Raw genomic sequence first — 15,777 nt, forward strand, 5'->3', positions numbered from 1 at the left:
AAGGCTGACGATCGGAAACGTCGGGGCGGGCAGGTTCGGCACACGACCGAGCCCGCCCGCCCCGCGCTCATCCACCACCAGGAGGTACCGACAGTGCGAGGACACGCCAACCACCCCCCACCCTCGGGGAACACCCATGCCGACCGACTGCCCTTCCGTTCGCGCAGACGGCTGTTCACGCTCGCCGCGGCCGGGATCGCCGCCGCCGTCGGGTTGTTCACCATGACTGTCGCGACCGGGTCGGCGTCGGCCGCCGACAATCCGTACCAGCGGGGCCCGGATCCCACCCGGACCAGCGTCACGGCCGTGAACGGCCCCTTCGCCAACACCTCGGTGAGCGTCCCGACCGGGTACGGCTTCAACGGCGGCAGGATCTACTACCCGACCGACACCAGCCAGGGCACCTTCGGGGCCATCGCGATCTCGCCGGGTTACACCGCGTTGTTCTCCGCCGAACTGGCCTGGATGGGACCGTGGCTGGCCTCCCACGGCTTCGTCGTGATCGGCATCGAGACCAACAGCCGCAACGACTTCGACACGGCGCGAGGCACCCAGTTGCTCGCCGCGCTGGACTACCTGACGCAGCAGAGCCCGGTACGCGACCGGGTCGACCCCACCCGGTTGGCGGTCGCGGGTCACTCCATGGGCGGCGGTGGCGCGCTGAGCGCGGCCACCAGGCGCTCGTCGTTGAAGGCAGCGGTCGGCATCGCGCCGTACTCGCCGTCGTCGAACCTGGCCAACGACCGCGTGCCCACGATGATCTTCGCTGGGCAGGCGGACACGGTGGTCACGCCGTCCTACGCCACCGGCCTGTACAACAGCCTCCCGGCAACGACGGAGAGCGCCTACCTGGAGGTCGCCGGCGCGGACCACGGGTTCATGGTCGGACGGTCGAACCCGGTGCTGGTCCGGACCATGCTGCCGTTCGTCAAGATGTTCGTCGACAACGACACCCGGTACAGCCAGTTCCTCTGCCCTCTGTTGGACTCCAGCGGCGTGGTCACCTACCGCAGCACCTGCCCACTGCTGCCCTCGACGCCCACCACTCCGACGGCGACCCCCACCAACACGCCTACTCCCACCGCTTCGCCTACCGTCCCACCCGCCTCCGCCAGCCAGATCGTCGGCGCCCAGTCCGGCCGATGCATCGACGTACCCAACGCCTCACGCAACAACGGCACCCGGGTAACGCTCTACGACTGCAACCAGCAGATCAACCAGGCATGGACCTACACCGCAAACAAACAACTACAGGTGTACGGCACCATGTGCCTCGACGCCGCAGGCACCGGCAACGGCGCCGCGGTCCAGATCTACACCTGCCACGGACAGACCAACCAGCAATGGAACGTCAACTCCAACGGCACCATCAGCAGCGTCCAGTCCGGACGGTGTCTCGACGTCTGGAGCACCTCCAACGGGGCCCAGATCCAGCTCTACGACTGCCACGGACAAACCAACCAACAATTCCGGCTCGCCGCTCTCGCCCGATGACCACGGTCACCGTCCTAGACATCCCGATCGAGGACGCGCAGACCGACGAGCCGCAGGGCCAGATCCACCACACCTGAGACCTGCCGGAGTGCGAACGGGCGGGCTCGGCAGCACGCCGAGCCCGCCCTCGCCACGTCTCGCACTGCCCAGGCTTTCCCGCATCCGTACCGGCTGGACATGACCGCTTCGGGTCCACGGCGAGTGTCGCAACGCCGCCTCGATCGTCAGTCGAGGCCTTCGATGATGCGGAAGTCGCGCTCGACGGCGTCGCCAAGTACGGCCAGCGCCTCCTGGTAGGCCGCACTCGCACGTGCGGCGACCGCCTGATCGAAGCTGTCGAACTCGATCAGGATGGTGCGTCCGGCGATTCCGGCGTCGTGTGCGACGACCCGGCCGTCACGGGCGATAACCCGTCCGCCCCCGGCCCGGACGGCCAAAGCAGCCAGCTTGTTGTAGGCGGCCAGCTTCTCGGGGTCGGAAATGGTGCGGTAGGCGCTTACCCAGTAGCCCTTGGCCATGTTTACCTCCTGTGTGTTCGGAATAGGTGGTCAGATCCGTGGCCGGCGGGCGAGGGCAAGGCTGACCATCGTCGTGATCGCCATCGCGGCGACGCCGACCACCGCCGCTGTCGTGTAGGCGTCGTCGTTCGGGAAGAGGCGGCCCGTGGCGGTGCCGCCGGCCAGGACCAGACCGCCGATGGCGCTGCCCAGGGAGTACCCGACGCTGCGGACGACGTAGTTGAAGCTCATGGCGCTCGACGTCTCGCTCCTGGGGGTGGCGGCCAGGATGACGCCGGGCATGGCGGCCGAGAAGATGCCGACGCCGAAGCCCAGCACGCCCATGGCCACGAGCAGTTCGGGCAGGTTGGACCGGGCGGTGGCGAACAGGACGAACCCGCCGCCGACGAGGGTGGCGCTGCCGGCCAGGAGCAGGGGACCGTCGATCCGTTCGCGGATCCGCTGCGTGAGCTTGCCGGCGAGGAACCCCAGCACGGAGAACGGGATGAGGACCAGTCCCGCCACGAAGGTCGTCAGCCCGAAGCCGTACCCGGCGCTGTGCGGCGTCTGCGCGTAGCGGGTGATGAGCGTGAGCAGGAGGTACATGCCGCACCCGCCGACGAACATCGCGATGTTCGCCCCGGCGACCGCCGGATGCCGTACCGCCCGAACGTCGACAAGGGGCGTCGTGGTGCGCAGTTCGGAGACGGCCCAGACGCAGAGCAGGAGTACGGCGGCGACGGCAAGGGTCACCGCCACGGCGAGGTGTTCGCTCCACAGGCTCCTCTCGCCGGCCAGGAACAGGACGAGGAGCAGTCCACCCGCCAGGGCGAGCGCACCGGTCACGTTCACGTGAGCGGAGCGGCCTTCGGGAGCTGCGGGCATGGAGCGCCACGCGGTCACGAAGGCGATGGCGGTGACGAGCAGGCCGAAGCCGTAGGCGGCCCGCAGCCCGCCGAACTCGGCGAGCAGCGCGGCCAGCGGGTAGCCGACACCGGCTCCGATGATGGAGACCACCGAGATCAGGGCGATGGTGGCCGCGCTGCGCTCCTCGGGAAGATGGTCACGGGCCACGCCCATCATCAGCGCCGTGAGACCGAGTCCGACTCCTTGGGCCGCTCTGCCCACGAGCAGCCAGGCGAACGGCAGCGGCAGCACGGTGAGCGCGCTGCCGACGACGACGATCGCCAGCGTGCCGAGAATCGTGGCTCGCCGGTGCGGACCGGCTCCGAGCCGGCCGAGAACGGGTGTGGCGACGGCGCCGCTGAGCAGGGCGATGGTCAGCGTCCACTGCGCGCTGTCGAGGGAGACGTGGAACGTGGTCGCCACGCTGGTGATGAGCGGCGTCCCGAGGCTGGCGACCGCCGCCACGACCAGGGCTACGAACAGCAGGGCGGGGACCAGTAGACGTGTCTCGGAACGTATCTGGGCACTGCTCACGGGCTGGTCATGAGCCGGGGCCTCGGTCACCTGTCGGACTCCTCTCGGGTGTGGCTATCGAGCTCCGCCAGATGCAGCAGCGCCGGAAGGGCTGCTGCCAGTGCCTCGACCTCGTCGACGGTGAGGTCGTCGATCAACCGCGCGTACGCGTCGACGCCCGCCTGGCGTCGCGTCCGGACGTACGACGCGCCGGCCTCGGTCAGGCACACAAGCGTGACCCGCTTGTCGGACGGATCGCCCGTCCGCTCGACCAGCCCGGATTCCTCCATCACCCGGACCAGGACGGTCATCGCGGGCTGGGTGACGCCCTCGGCCGTGGCCAGATCGGTGATCCGTCGCGGGCCGGTCTTGTCCAGGGTGGCCAGGGTGGCGGCGGACGTCAGGCTCATGTCGCGGGGAAGGCGTCGCACGGCCCTGGTGGCCAGACCGTAGAGGGCTGACCCGATGGCATCGGAAGCGCCGCGCGCGGCGTCTCGGTGAGTCACGGCGAAAGCATAGCAGATTTATATTAACTCTTTATGCATCTCCCGAGCAGGGTCCGGCGCACCGTCGGCCACAGTCGAGACGCGCCTCGCATCCAGCTCCAGACCCAGGGCTCGGCGGCCCATTAACTGATCCCACCGGTTCGACCGGGGCTGGTAGCGTGCGCCGAACATGAAGATCATGGGGGAAACATCGATGAACCGAACTCGACTCGTCCTGACTGGCGTGGCCGCTGCGGCCACGATCGCGATGTCCGGCTGCGATCCGCAGCCCGACTCCGAGGACACCGCAACCTCGCCGTCCCCGGCTGCCTCGAGCGCCGCCCCGACCGGCGGTACGGCCACCACCGCGACAAGCGCCGCGGCCAACGACGCGGCCACAGTGAAGGCCTGCGCCGACATCAAGAAGGACATCAAGGACAACGCGGCCAAGATCACCAAGGCCGAGAAGATCGGCCCGCCGGCTGGGCACTTCGCGGTCAGTGCCCAGTGGGCCGCCGGTTCGGTCGCGATCCTGGCGCACTCGATCGGTGCCAACGAGGCAGTCAACGCCGCCTCCGAGAAAATCCAGAACGAGATGATGGGCCTGAGCGACGCGTACAACAAGTCCGCCGACGCCAAGCCCAGCAAGAAGGCCCTGGAAGCCGCCATCAAGGAGCTGGACACCGCCTGCTCGGCCGCCTGACCGGTTCGACCACGCGATCGGCGGTGGCCGTCACCCGGACGGTCACCGCCGATTCGCTTGTCCGCCCCCGTTTCGAGGCACCGGGGGTGGTGCCGAACGACATGGCGCACAACCCTTCAGCCTCAGCGGCCTACGGGGACGTCGGATGACGGACCCACAGGTGAGCCGTGGGCGACTGCTCGCCACCGCCCTGCGCTCTACTGCATCCGAACCGACGCGGGTTCCCGTAAGCGCGGTGTCGCCACCGCGCTTACCCGGGAGGCCCTGCGCATCATCCGGGAGACCAGCCGGCCCGTCGGGACGCTTCAGACGACGAGCCGCTGTACCGCACGTCCGGATCGGGCTCGGGCTACGGCTGCGCTCAACGCACGAGACCGCGCCAGGGGCGTCCTTCCGTTCCCGGAAGCTGGGTCGTGTTCATGCGCTTGTCGATCTCGGCGAGTTGCTCCTCGGTCGGGTTGGGGCCGACCCGGCCGAGCTCCTCGAAGAGCTTTTCGTTACCAGCCGGCGCGCTGATGAACAGCACCTTCCCGCCGGTCTGCGTGACGAACGTGTGGTAGGCCCCACGGGGAACGACAACCGTCGTGCCGGGCCCCCCGCAGAACTCGGCATCGCCCACCCGGAACTGGTACTCCCCCTCCAGGACGAACATGACCTTCATGAAGTCGTGGTGGGCATGGGGAGGGTTCTCGGTGATCACGTCGTGGTGGAACAGGAATGCACCGAGGGCCTCTCCGACCTCGGCGCCCCGCACCAGGATCTCCGGCCGATGCGGACCGTTGAGCTGAATCAGCTCTCCCTCCCCAGGTGCGACAGCCCAGCCGTCAGGACCCCAGTCGGCGTTCGTAACCATCGTTGTTCCCCCCTTGCTTGGATGTTGTGACGAGGCAGTGGAGATCGCCGCTGTCAACGGACCATTCCCCGAGACTCGGGACGGCGCGAAACGACCACCCGGCCCACATTTGTGGCGGCGATCCATATAGTTCGCCGATCCGGCCCAGCGCCGTGATGGCCCCCGTCCTGGCAGGCGTCCTCGGCGTCCGGCCCGGGTCCGAGGATCCAGCGCACGGTCTCGTCGACCGCTGGCGATCTTGACTCAAGCCGCACAGCTCGACGTTAGTTGCGGTTTGTGAACAAACTCTTCCTCGGCGAAGCGGAGTCTCGGCCGCGCGTTGCCGCTGCCGGGACGCGCCGGGTCAACTGAACGAAGATATCGATGGTGAACAACCGCAGCGATATGTTCATGGCCTGGCCCGCCGTGCGGACAAGGGCCATGCGTTGATCGATCGGCAGCCTGTATTCGCCGCAGGCCCGGATGGACGACCAGGCCGACGACAAGACTTGAATTCGCTTGTGAATCATCTACCGGATTGAGGGCAGACGAAGCTTCCTTCGATTTCGACAAGTAAAGATTCGGCCGCAAGCCCTGCCACGAGGACGAGAGTGTTGCCTGGGAATTCACCTTCGGGAAACCACCCGGCGTAGATCTCATTCCGGACCGTGTTGAACTCGTCGAGAGTGTCACGACCGACGATAAATGTCGTTGGTTTGATCAGGTCGGCGGGGTTGGCGCCCTGTGACGCCAGCAGACTCTCGATGGCGGCGAAGACGAGGCGGGCCTGATGTGGACCGGCTTCTCGCATCGCCGGCGCTCGGGGCGACGGTCGCCCGTCTGCGCAGCGGCGTGCCGACGACCCTTTCGTCCTACCTTTGCTGCGGCTTTTGTAGAGATTGATGGAATTTCAGGCGTCGGCAAAAGATAGATGGGTCCAAATCCTTGACTCGGTGCCCATGTTGCCGGTTAATCACATCTACATGTCGACCGTGTTCACCCGCCCGGGTGGTCGACGATGACGGCGGACCGTCGAATCGATTCGACGACCGTCAGAAACGGGGCCTTGACCTGGAGTTGTGAGGCTCTCGGACGAGTCGCAGGAGGTTACCGTGCATCGTACGAACGTCCGCTGGGGCGGCCGATTGACGGTGCCGGCCAGAGGGCTGGCCGCGAGCGTGGCGCTCGGCCTGACCCTGACGCTTGGCGGCCTGACCCTGGCGACCCCCGGACCGACCCTGGCCGCGCCGGTCGCGACGCAGAGTGTCGCGGCCGCCGGACTTGACGGTGTGGCAGCCGGTAACGCCGCGATCGCCTCGGTCGACCTGGCCGGGACGTGGACCTTCACGCCTGCGGGCCGGGCGGCGACCACGATCGCGGTGCCCGGTGGCGGTTGGTACAAGCAGGGCTTCACCGACGTGACCGAGGCGGTGTACTCGCGCAGCATCACCGTGCCGGACTCGGGACAGCCGCAGTCGACCTGGATCGAGTTCGGCGCCGTCAACCACCAGGCGACACTCTCCGTCGACGGCCGCGTGGTCGCCACCCAGACGACTGCGTTCACCCCGTCGAACTTCGACATCAGTGGCTACGCGGCGCCGGGCACCACCCACACGATAAGCGTGCAGGTGAAGGGCCGCGGCGCGTTGAAGTCGTCAGGCGGCAAGTACCTGGTCCCCGTGGCGGCCGACTGGTCCGAGGCGATACCGCAGGGCATCTACCGGTCCGCGTCCCTGCGGGTGTACCCCGCGGTGTATGTCAGCGACGCGTTCGTCAGTACCTCGGTGGCGAACCGCACCCTCAGCTACGACGTGTCGGTGACGAACTCCTCGGCCGCGACCAGAACGGTCACCCTGAGCGGGTCGATCACGTCCGACGGCACGGGCTCCTTCAGCTACCCGCAGCTTCCCCAGCAAACCGTGACGGTGGCGGCCCATTCGACGGCGAAGGTCACCGTGGGCCCCGTGGCGTGGGACCTCGGCACCACCTCGTACTGGTGGCCCAATGTGCCGTACCGGTCCGGATACCGGGCCCAACTGCATCGCCTGGCGATCCACGCCACAGTCGACGACGGCCGCACCAGTGACGCCACGTACCGCTTCGGGTTCCGGGAGAGCACGCAGAACGGCGAGTACTACTACCTCAACGGCGTGCGGGTGAACTTCCGTGGCGACAGCCTGCAGGGCGCCGACTACGACCGGGTCAACTACGGCGGGAAGGGCGACGCGTACGACACCCTGCCCGGCTTCCTGCCGCCGTCGTCCGGCAACGGCGGCTGGCCGCAGGCGGTGGACAACTACCAGCGCCTCCACTACAACGTGGTACGCATGCACATGGAGCCGGTCAGCCCGTACATGCTCGATGTGGCCGACGAGATGGGCCTGATGGTCATCGACGAGACCGCCATCCGCAGTGGTGCCCAGGACTTCGTGTCCGGACGCGACAACATGGTGGCCCACGCTCGTGCGCTGACCCTGCGCGACCGCAACCATCCGGCAGTCATCCGCTGGAGCCAGATCAACGAGCCCAGCTTCAACAACAACGACTCGCAACAGTTCGAACAGGACCTGTACGCGGCGATGAACGGCAACGACGGCACCCGGCCGATCAGCATCGACGCCGCCCCCGGCGCGGACGCGGCCAGCCGGTACCCGGCCATGACCTACTCCAACTTCGCCATCTTCGCGCACTACCTGGACGGCGTCGGCCGGTACGGCGAGGCCCTGAATCGCAATTCCGGGCGTCCGGACGGCGAGGGCGAGTACATCTGGCCTGCCTGCAGCACCAGACAGGGCTTCACCTGGTTCGCCACCGCAACCGCTGCCAAGCGCGGCAAGGACGCCAGCGACCTGCGTCCGTACACGTTGTTGTCCGCCTGGGCCAGCGTGGTGCCGGGCGTGCGGTCCACCGACTTCACCCCGGAGGAGGGCGGTCACCCGATCTACGGCGTGGACAATCTGAGCGACCCGTGGAGCAACGCGCAGATCCAGCGGGTGCAGGCGGCGTTCAACCCGGTGGCCGCGGTCGACCTCCCGTACTGGTCCGCCTCCGGTAATTCGGACTCGAACGGCAGCTTCCCGCTGCCGTCGGCGGTGCCCAGCTACGCCCGCAACACCACGGTGACCCGGAACGTCACCGTGTTCAACGACGACTTCACCAACACCTCGGTGGGCTTCACCTGGACCGCCCGCCTGGACAGCCCGACCGGCGCGGTCGTCGCGTCCGGCAGCAGCACCCTGACCGTTCCGCTCGGCACGCGGGTCACCCAACCGGTGTCCTTCACCGCGCCCGCCACCGGAAGCCGCGTCTACCTGCAACTGTCGACCGCCAAGTCCGGCAGCACCGTCTTCACCGACTCCGTCGAATACCTCAACCTCAGTGGAAGCGGCGCAACCGGACCCGCAGCAGGCACCTACCGCATCGTCAACCGCAACAGCGGCAAGCCCCTCGCCATCGCCGGTAACTCCACCGCCGACGGCGCCAAAGCGATCCAGCAGAGCGGCACCCCCACCTGGACGATCAGCACCACCCAGGACGCCTACACCCTGCGCTACACCGCCTCCGGAAAGATGCTCGACGTCAACGCCGGCAGCACCACGCAGGGCCTGCAACTACAGCAGTGGTCGGCAAACGGCGGCACCAACCAGTCGTGGTACCTACGACCCACAGGTGACGGCTACTACACAATCGTCGCCCGCGGCAGCGGACTGGCAGCCGACGTCTACGCCGCCTCGACAAGCGACGGGGCCCAGGTCGTGCAATGGACCGCCAACGGCGGGACCAACCAGCAGTGGCAGTTCGTAGCCTCCTGACCAGCGCCGGAGGTGGTTGACAAGTCCGACCACAGGTGGCCTGCCGACGCTCATCGTGGTGCCCACTCGGGCGTGGTTCTCCGCACCCGAGTAGGCCACGATCCGCCCCAACCCATCAGCCTCACCATCGACAAGGGACTTCGGATGACAGACCAGCCCCTGAGCCGTAGGCGCCTCCTCGCCACCGCCGCGCTGACCGCCGGCTCGACCGCCCTGATCCCGGCTGTGGGCGCCGGACGGGCCGCCGCCGTTGCGCCTCAGGTCACGCTGCCCGAGCGCGGGATCTACGACGCGACCGCGGCGACAACCTGGACGGACGGGTTCCTCATCGGCAACGGCGAGTACGGCGCGGTCCTGTACGGAACGCCGACCCTCGAGAAGGTGATCTTCAATCACCACCGCTTCGTGCTGCCCAACGGCAGCCGGGGCGTGACCCCGCCGGTAATCTCCGGGCGGCTGGCCGGCGTGCGAGACAAGGCGCTGGCCGGGAACTACGGCGGGGCCAACACGGACTTCGCGGCCGGATGGAGCCTGCGCTGGACCCAGACCTACCACCCCGGCTTCGAGTTGCAGATCAGCACGCCCGGCATGACCACGGCCAACGGATACGCCCGCAGCACCGACTTCCGGACCGGGGAGGTCACCTCCACCTGGACCGACAGCAACGGCACCTGGACTCGCCGCGCCTTCGCCTCCCGAGCCGACAACGTCGTCGTACACGAACTGACCCCGGCCTCCGGCCGATCGATCGACGCGACGCTGAGCGCCAACACCTCCCTCGCCGGCGTTCCCGGCTCGGTCCGCTTCGCCACCCAGGCGAGCGTCATCGACGGCGCCGGCTACCTGAACCTGCGAGGCACCTACCCGTCCGGGCAGGGCGCGTTCGGCTTCGAGGGCGTCACCCGGGTCGTCGCCACCGGCGGCACGGTAGCCGCGAACGGGTCGACCATCGTCGTCACCGCGGCAACCAAGCTCCTCCTGCTGACCAAACTCGACAGGTACGAGTCATCCACGGCCTGGGACAGCAAACCGCTGCACGCGGCGCTGGCCGCGGTGCGCGCCGACTATGCCGACCTGCGGACCCGGCACGTCACTCTGCACTCGGCGATGTACGACCGCTCCCGCCTGGACCTGAACGTCTCCGCCGCCGACCGGCAGCTGTCGACCACCGAGCTGATCGCCCGGCAGAACGCCAACCGCAACACCATCGATGTGGCCCTGCTGGAACGGCTCTACGACAGCGGCCGTTACCTGTTCATCAGCTCCAGCGGCGTACTGCCGCCGCGGTTGACCGGAATCTGGGCCGGCACCTGGAATGGCGCCTGGGCCGACGACTTCACCACCGATGCCAACATCAACCTCCAGGTCGCCGGCGGCAACATTCTCGACCTCACCGATGGCATGCAGGGCTACTTCAATCTGATCCTCGGCCAGCTCGCTCACTGGCGCACAAACGCTCGCAACCTGTACGGCGCCCGCGGCTTCCTGGCCCCCTCGCGAACGGACGGCGAGTACGGGTACATGCTGCACTTCGACTCCGGCTTCCCCGGTCAGTGCTGGACCGGCGGCGCGGACTGGTTGCTCTATCCGCTGCTGGAGTATTACCAGGTCACCGGGGACCGGACGTTTCTGGCTGAGAAGCTGGGACCGGCGCTGATGGAGCTGGCGCTGTTCTACGAGGACTTCCTGACCCGCACCGATTCGGCCGGCCGTGTGGTGTTCGTGCCGTCGTTCTCGATGGAGAACTCGCCGGCCAGCACGAACGTCCTGTTGGCGATCAACGCCACCGGCGACGTCCAGGCCGGCAGACACGCCCTGCGGGCGGCCGTCGAGGCCGCCAACGCGCTCGGTGTCGAACAGGGCGCCGGCCAGGGTGTCGCACGCTGGACGGCCCTGCTGGCGAAGCTCCCGCCTTACACGATCAACGGCAGCGGCGCCCTCGCCGAATGGTCCTGGCCGGGCCTCACTGATCGCTACAACCATCGGCACGTCCATCACCTGTACGGCGCGTGGCCCCTGCACGAGATCAATCCCGAGGAGGCACCCGGTCTGGTCACCGCCGCGCTCAGGGCCCTGGCGCTACGCGGTGACGAGAACACCTCCGCGCACGGCAGCCTGCATCGAGCCCTCGCCTCCGCTCGACTCAAGGACGGCGCCGGCGTCTACAGCAACCTCCGGAAGATCATCGGCAACAACATGATCTTCCGGTCGCTGATGACAGCACACAACCCGAACCTGGAGACCTACAACGCCGACGCGGCCAACACACTGCCGGCCGTGCTCAGCGAAGCGCTCGTGTACACCAGGCCCGGCGTCATCGAGCTGCTGCCCGCCGTGCCCGGCCAACTCGCCAAGGGCAGTATCACCGGGGTCCGTGGACGCAACCAGGTACGCATCCACAGCCTCTCCTGGGATCTGCCCGGTCGCTCGGTAACCGTGGCACTCACCTCGACGATCACCCAGGCGATCACCCTCATCAGCCGGCGCGGGATGGCATCCATCACCACCTCCGCGACGGTCGCTTCCTCGCCGCTCGGCCCGCATGCCCGGGTGATCTCGATGACGGCCGGGCAACAGATACAGGTTGTCGTAGGTCTGCCGGCCGCCGGAGGCATCGTTCGACTCGTCAACCGGCGCAGCGCAAAGGTGCTTGACGTCAACGGCGGCTCCACCACGGACGGGGCAGCTGTCATCCAGTGGCCATGGACTGGCGCGTCCAACCAGCAGTGGCGGCTGCTGGCCAACAGCGACGGCTCATTCCGGCTGGCCGGTGTCAAAAGCGGAAAGGTCCTGGACAGTCCAGGTGGCTCGGGCCAGGGCGCGGGGCTCGTTCAATGGGCCGACAACGGCGGACGTAACCAGTGGTGGAATCTCGTCCCGGCGACGACAAGCGGGTACTACCGGTTCGTCAACGTGAGCAATGGCTGGTGTGTCGGGATCGAAGGCGGCTCCACCGCGGACGGCGCCAGGGCGGTCCAGCAAACAGTCAGTGGCGAGATCAGCCAGGAATGGCAGATCGTTGACGCCTGAGCCAGCGTCAGTCCCGACACCACTTGTTCGTTACGACGGTTGCAGCAGCGTTCCACGACGTTGCGTTCGCGGTAGACCTGCTTGTCGAAGGCCGGGGGTGAGCAGGATCGACAACTGTCGGCCACGACCAACAACCGCGAGGTGGATCTTCGTGCTCAACCCGCCACGGGACCGGCCGATGGCCTCGTCATCCTGAACCTCAGCTATCCGGGGGTGCGGTCAGCTTCCATGATCGACGGGACACGCCCCAGACGAGTAATTCCTAACCCTGGCCTCGGCGGTGGGCGCAGCCGGCGGCCGGAGGTGACAGTCGGTCACCTCCGTCGGGGTGGATGCGGGCGTAAGCGGTATACCTCAGAGTCATATTCATACCGCTGAGGTATACCGCTCACCTGCACATCGACATGCCGGGCAGCCAAGGCGGGCTGTTCGCCCGCCCCGGGAGGCACTCGCTGTGGCGCGACGACCTGGATGTCAGGTTTCCTGGCCTACTCGACGCCGTCCTCGGTGCCTTGGCGAGCGAAGCTTGACGCCGCTAGTTAACGTCATTAACCTACCGCTAGTTCCGTTAACCAATTCCGTGGAGGTCGTCATGACCGAGTACCTGAGCATCGCCGGTAACAACCTCGCCTATGAGGTGTCCGGGCGGGGTCCGCTCGTGGTCCTGGCGCACGGTATCGGCGACAGTCGGCACTCCTACCGTTTCCTCGCTCCGGCCCTGGCCGCCGCCGGGTACCGGGTGGCAAACGTCGACCTCCGCGGCTGCGGCGACTCCAGCCTCGGCTGGGACGGCTACAGCCGCACCGACATCGCGGGCGACCTCATCGCCGTCGTGCGTCACCTCGGCGGCCCCGCCGTGATCATCGGCCAGTCGATCAGTGGCGGTGCGGCGACCATCGCCGCGGCCACCGCACCCGAACTGATCAGCGGCGTCATCGAGCTGGCGCCGTTCACTCGCGCACAAACCTTCGATCTCGGCGGGTTGATGCGTGTGAAGCGCTTCCGCAGCGGCTACGGCCAGATGGCGCAGGTCATGGTCCGAGGAAGTCTGGCGAGCTGGAAGAAGTACCTCGATGTGGCGTACCCGGTCAAGCCCGCCGACTGGGACGCCGAACTGGCGCGTATCGAGTCGAAGCTGACGGAGCCCGGCCGGATGAAGGTCCTGCAGGCCATGTGCAAGACCAGCCCGAGCGATGCCGGCGCGCAGCTGGCCAACGTCACCTGCCCGGTCCTGGTCATCGAGGGCAGCCTCGACCCGGACTGGGCCGACCCCCGCGCCGAGGGCGAGAAGATCGTCGCTGACCTGCCCAGTGGCATCGGTGAGCTCGTCGTCATCGAGGGTGCCGGTCACTACGCACACGTGCAGACGCCGGATCAGGTCCTCGCGCTGGCCCGGCCCTTCCTCGACAAGACGCTGGCGAATGCCTAGGGCCCGGCTCACTCCGCAGTCGGTCACCGCGGCCGGCGCCGCCCTGATCGATGAGATCGGCTTCGAGAACCTCAGCATGGGCCTGCTCGCCGAACGGCTCGGAGTCAAGACCCCCGCGCTCTACAAACACGTCACCAGCCAGGCCGATCTGGCACACCGGATAGCTGTCATGGCCATGGCCGAGTTCGCTGACGCCATTCGCGACGCCATCCAGGGCCGGGCCGGCAGCGATGCCCTCGCCGCCGGCGCGCAGGCGATGCGGATGTACGTGCAGAAACACCCGGGACGGTACGCGGCCGGCAATGCCGCACGCCCGACCGGACCCGACGACCCGCTCGTTCCCGCCCTCGATCGGGTAGTCGCCTCCTGGGCGGCCATGCTGCGCGGCTACCGACTGGATTCCGTTCAGGAGATTCACGCCCTGCGGATACTCCGCAGCGTCCTGCACGGGTTCTCGACCCTGGAAGCAGCTGGCGGGTTCCAGATCGACGCGCCCGTCGACGACAGCTTCACCTGGATGATCCACTTTCTCGACCACGGCCTGCGTGCCGCCACCAGCAGCACCCTCGCCCGCTGACGGATCGTCGACGAACCCGACCACATCATCGCGGAGGACCGACATCAGCATCACCCGCGCACCCACGATCACCGCGACACCACCACCCGGCGGCCACTCATGGTGAACATCGACGAAGAGCCAAAGGACACCAGGATCGAGCGGCACGCGAGCTGGGCCGAGCTCTTCTTCGACCTCGTGGCGGTGGCCGGCGTGGCCGCCCTGGCACACGTGCTCGGGTCTGAACTGGACGCCGCAGCACTCGGTCTCTACGCACTGCTGTTCCTGGCTCTGTGGCTGTCCTGGACGACGTTCATGCTGTACGGCAACGTCGCTGCCGGCCGGACCCACGTACTGCGGCTGATGGTCGGCATGTTCGGCCTCGGGGTCATGGCCGCGTCCGTGCCAGGCGTGGCGCACACCGTGCTCGGGCACGGCACCGACATCCGTCCGCTCAATGTCTTCGCGATCGCATACATCGCCACCCGCGTCTACGGGTCCAAGTCGTGGCAACGCGGCGCGGTGTTGCTGGACTTCCCGGTGGTGCAGTACTCGGCGGGCCTGCTGCCCTGGTTCGCGTCGCTCTGGGTCGACGAACACTTGAAGCTCGCGCTCTGGGCCGCAGGAGTCGGCCTCGACCTGCTGCTGATCCTGGTCCTGTCCGGCAGCAGGCTCCTCCAGCGCGTCCAGTCGTACCTCACCGCGCCAGAAAAGACTCGGCGTCGGCCACGATCAGGAGTCCGTCCCGGCGGAACGGGACCGGTCATCCACGGGGTATCGGTCGATCCGGCCCACCTCTCCGAGCGGCTGGGACTCTTCGTCATCATCGTGCTCGGCGAATCGGTGGTGCAGATCGTCGCCGCCGCAGGTGAGGCGCGGTACGACGTCGGCCTGCTGGCCACCGCAGTCGCGTCCTTCGTTCTGCTGGCCGGCATGTTCGGCTTGTCCGTCGTCTTCGGATACGCCGGCCTGCCGCACCTGCGCGCCGGCCGGATCCCCACCCGCGCCGCCCTGGGCCTGCACTGCCTGGTCACCGGCGTCGTCGCCACCATCGCCGTACCGCTCTCCCTGGTGGTCGGGCACGGTGCCGACCCACTGCCCGAGCAAGATCGCTGGCTGCTGTGCGGCGCCGTTGCGGCCTACTTCACCCTCGGCGTGGTCACCGGCGTCGCCAGCCGCAGTTCCGACCTGCCGAGGACGATCTCACGAGTCACCACAGGTATCGCTGCCCCACTGCTGCTTGGCCTGCTCGCCACCGCCGCCAGTGGCCGGACGCTGGTGGTCTGCCTGGCCCTGATAGTCCTCGCCCACCTCTGGTTCGAACGACGACTGACACCAATCCAGGCCGCTGCCACCGATGAAGCGCCCGACCGCGCAGGAATTTCATGAACCCTTCCACTGAACGAGCCGACCAGGCGGGGCTGTACGAGCTTGACACCTCCTGGGCGCACGGGTTCACCCGCGGCATCCGCCAACTCTGAAGCCGCCGTGACTCGCCCTCCGACCACACCCCTCCCCTC

12 protein-coding genes and 1 pseudogene are annotated in these 15,777 nt (G+C 67.8%); 7 read left to right on the forward strand and 6 right to left on the reverse strand.

Translation table 11 applies throughout. From position 1 onward, the window contains the following. Window positions 1-93 precede the first annotated feature (93 nt). Complete coding sequence (locus tag OOJ91_RS08650; RefSeq protein ID WP_266244118.1) at window positions 94-1,494, forward strand: poly(ethylene terephthalate) hydrolase family protein; 1,401 nt, start codon at window positions 94-96, stop codon at window positions 1,492-1,494. Between the two features lie 224 nt (window positions 1,495-1,718). Here OOJ91_RS08650 and OOJ91_RS08655 read toward each other — a convergent pair whose 3' ends face one another. From OOJ91_RS08655 to OOJ91_RS08665, 3 genes are read right to left on the reverse strand one after another with little or no spacing between them, the layout of a single operon-like run. Next, window positions 1,719-2,012, reverse strand: coding sequence for a DUF1330 domain-containing protein (locus OOJ91_RS08655; protein WP_266244119.1), 294 nt, complete (start codon window positions 2,010-2,012; stop codon window positions 1,719-1,721). 30 nt (window positions 2,013-2,042) lie between these two features. Further along, on the reverse strand, window positions 2,043-3,461 hold the full coding sequence (locus tag OOJ91_RS08660) for an MFS transporter (RefSeq protein ID WP_266244120.1): 1,419 nt from the start codon (window positions 3,459-3,461) through the stop codon (window positions 2,043-2,045). After that, entirely contained in the window at window positions 3,458-3,916 is a 459-nt protein-coding gene (locus OOJ91_RS08665; protein WP_266244121.1) for a MarR family winged helix-turn-helix transcriptional regulator, read from the reverse strand. The genes OOJ91_RS08660 and OOJ91_RS08665 overlap by 4 nt, the downstream gene beginning before the upstream one ends. Before the next feature lie 193 nt (window positions 3,917-4,109). Between OOJ91_RS08665 and OOJ91_RS08670 the strand changes: the two genes are divergently transcribed. Continuing rightward, window positions 4,110-4,598 carry a hypothetical protein gene (locus tag OOJ91_RS08670; RefSeq protein ID WP_266244122.1) on the forward strand — a complete coding sequence of 163 codons (489 nt, stop codon included), beginning with the start codon at window positions 4,110-4,112 and terminating at the stop codon, window positions 4,596-4,598. Between the two features lie 361 nt (window positions 4,599-4,959). On the opposite strand, the gene OOJ91_RS08675 is transcribed toward OOJ91_RS08670, so the two are convergent. Both OOJ91_RS08675 and OOJ91_RS08680 read right to left on the reverse strand, forming a co-directional pair. Next, on the reverse strand, window positions 4,960-5,451 hold the full coding sequence (locus OOJ91_RS08675) for a cupin domain-containing protein (RefSeq protein WP_266244123.1): 492 nt from the start codon (window positions 5,449-5,451) through the stop codon (window positions 4,960-4,962). A gap of 505 nt (window positions 5,452-5,956) precedes the next feature. Beyond that, complete coding sequence (locus OOJ91_RS08680) at window positions 5,957-6,241, reverse strand: RidA family protein (RefSeq protein ID WP_266244124.1); 285 nt, start codon at window positions 6,239-6,241, stop codon at window positions 5,957-5,959. Window positions 6,242-6,542: 301 nt separating this feature from the next. Here OOJ91_RS08680 and OOJ91_RS08685 point away from each other — a divergent pair, with 301 nt between their 5' ends. Both OOJ91_RS08685 and OOJ91_RS08690 read left to right on the forward strand, forming a co-directional pair. Continuing rightward, window positions 6,543-9,242, forward strand: coding sequence for an RICIN domain-containing protein (locus tag OOJ91_RS08685; RefSeq protein ID WP_266244125.1), 2,700 nt, complete (start codon window positions 6,543-6,545; stop codon window positions 9,240-9,242). A gap of 144 nt (window positions 9,243-9,386) precedes the next feature. Next, entirely contained in the window at window positions 9,387-12,272 is a 2,886-nt protein-coding gene (locus OOJ91_RS08690; protein WP_266244126.1) for a glycosyl hydrolase family 95 catalytic domain-containing protein, read from the forward strand. A 90-nt stretch (window positions 12,273-12,362) separates the two neighbouring features. Here OOJ91_RS08690 and OOJ91_RS08695 read toward each other — a convergent pair. After that, window positions 12,363-12,461, reverse strand: a pseudogene (locus tag OOJ91_RS08695) (IS5/IS1182 family transposase); the annotation flags it as partial. Between the two features lie 403 nt (window positions 12,462-12,864). Between OOJ91_RS08695 and OOJ91_RS08700 the strand changes: the two are divergent. The 3 genes from OOJ91_RS08700 to OOJ91_RS08710 all read left to right on the forward strand — a co-directional run bounded on the left by OOJ91_RS08700 (window position 12,865) and on the right by OOJ91_RS08710 (window position 15,646). Further along, window positions 12,865-13,701, forward strand: a complete 837-nt coding sequence (locus OOJ91_RS08700; RefSeq protein ID WP_266244127.1) for an alpha/beta fold hydrolase — start codon at window positions 12,865-12,867, stop codon at window positions 13,699-13,701. Further along, a complete protein-coding gene (locus OOJ91_RS08705) occupies window positions 13,694-14,278 on the forward strand; it encodes a TetR/AcrR family transcriptional regulator (protein ID WP_266244128.1) in 585 nt (194 codons plus the stop codon). The genes OOJ91_RS08700 and OOJ91_RS08705 overlap by 8 nt, the downstream gene beginning before the upstream one ends. A 99-nt stretch (window positions 14,279-14,377) precedes the next feature. Next, window positions 14,378-15,646: a low temperature requirement protein A gene (locus OOJ91_RS08710; RefSeq protein WP_266244129.1), complete on the forward strand. Its 1,269-nt coding sequence runs from the start codon at window positions 14,378-14,380 to the stop codon at window positions 15,644-15,646. Window positions 15,647-15,777 lie beyond the last annotated feature (131 nt).

The sequence above is a fragment of the Micromonospora lupini genome (assembly GCF_026342015.1).
GTDB classification, from domain to species: domain Bacteria; phylum Actinomycetota; class Actinomycetes; order Mycobacteriales; family Micromonosporaceae; genus Micromonospora; species Micromonospora lupini_B.

Excerpts from the sequence above, each read along its gene's own strand:
- OOJ91_RS08655 (WP_266244119.1), bottom strand. The coding sequence starts at position 2,012 with ATGGCCAAGGGCTACTGGGTAAGCGCCTACCGCACCATTTCCGACCCC.
- OOJ91_RS08670 (WP_266244122.1), top strand. The coding sequence starts at position 4,110 with ATGAACCGAACTCGACTCGTCCTGACTGGCGTGGCCGCTGCGGCCACG.
- OOJ91_RS08675 (WP_266244123.1), bottom strand. The coding sequence starts at position 5,451 with ATGGTTACGAACGCCGACTGGGGTCCTGACGGCTGGGCTGTCGCACCT.
- OOJ91_RS08680 (WP_266244124.1), bottom strand. The coding sequence starts at position 6,241 with ATGCGAGAAGCCGGTCCACATCAGGCCCGCCTCGTCTTCGCCGCCATC.
- OOJ91_RS08690 (WP_266244126.1), top strand. The coding sequence starts at position 9,387 with ATGACAGACCAGCCCCTGAGCCGTAGGCGCCTCCTCGCCACCGCCGCG.
- OOJ91_RS08700 (WP_266244127.1), top strand. The coding sequence starts at position 12,865 with ATGACCGAGTACCTGAGCATCGCCGGTAACAACCTCGCCTATGAGGTG.
- OOJ91_RS08705 (WP_266244128.1), top strand. The coding sequence starts at position 13,694 with ATGCCTAGGGCCCGGCTCACTCCGCAGTCGGTCACCGCGGCCGGCGCC.
- OOJ91_RS08710 (WP_266244129.1), top strand. The coding sequence starts at position 14,378 with ATGGTGAACATCGACGAAGAGCCAAAGGACACCAGGATCGAGCGGCAC.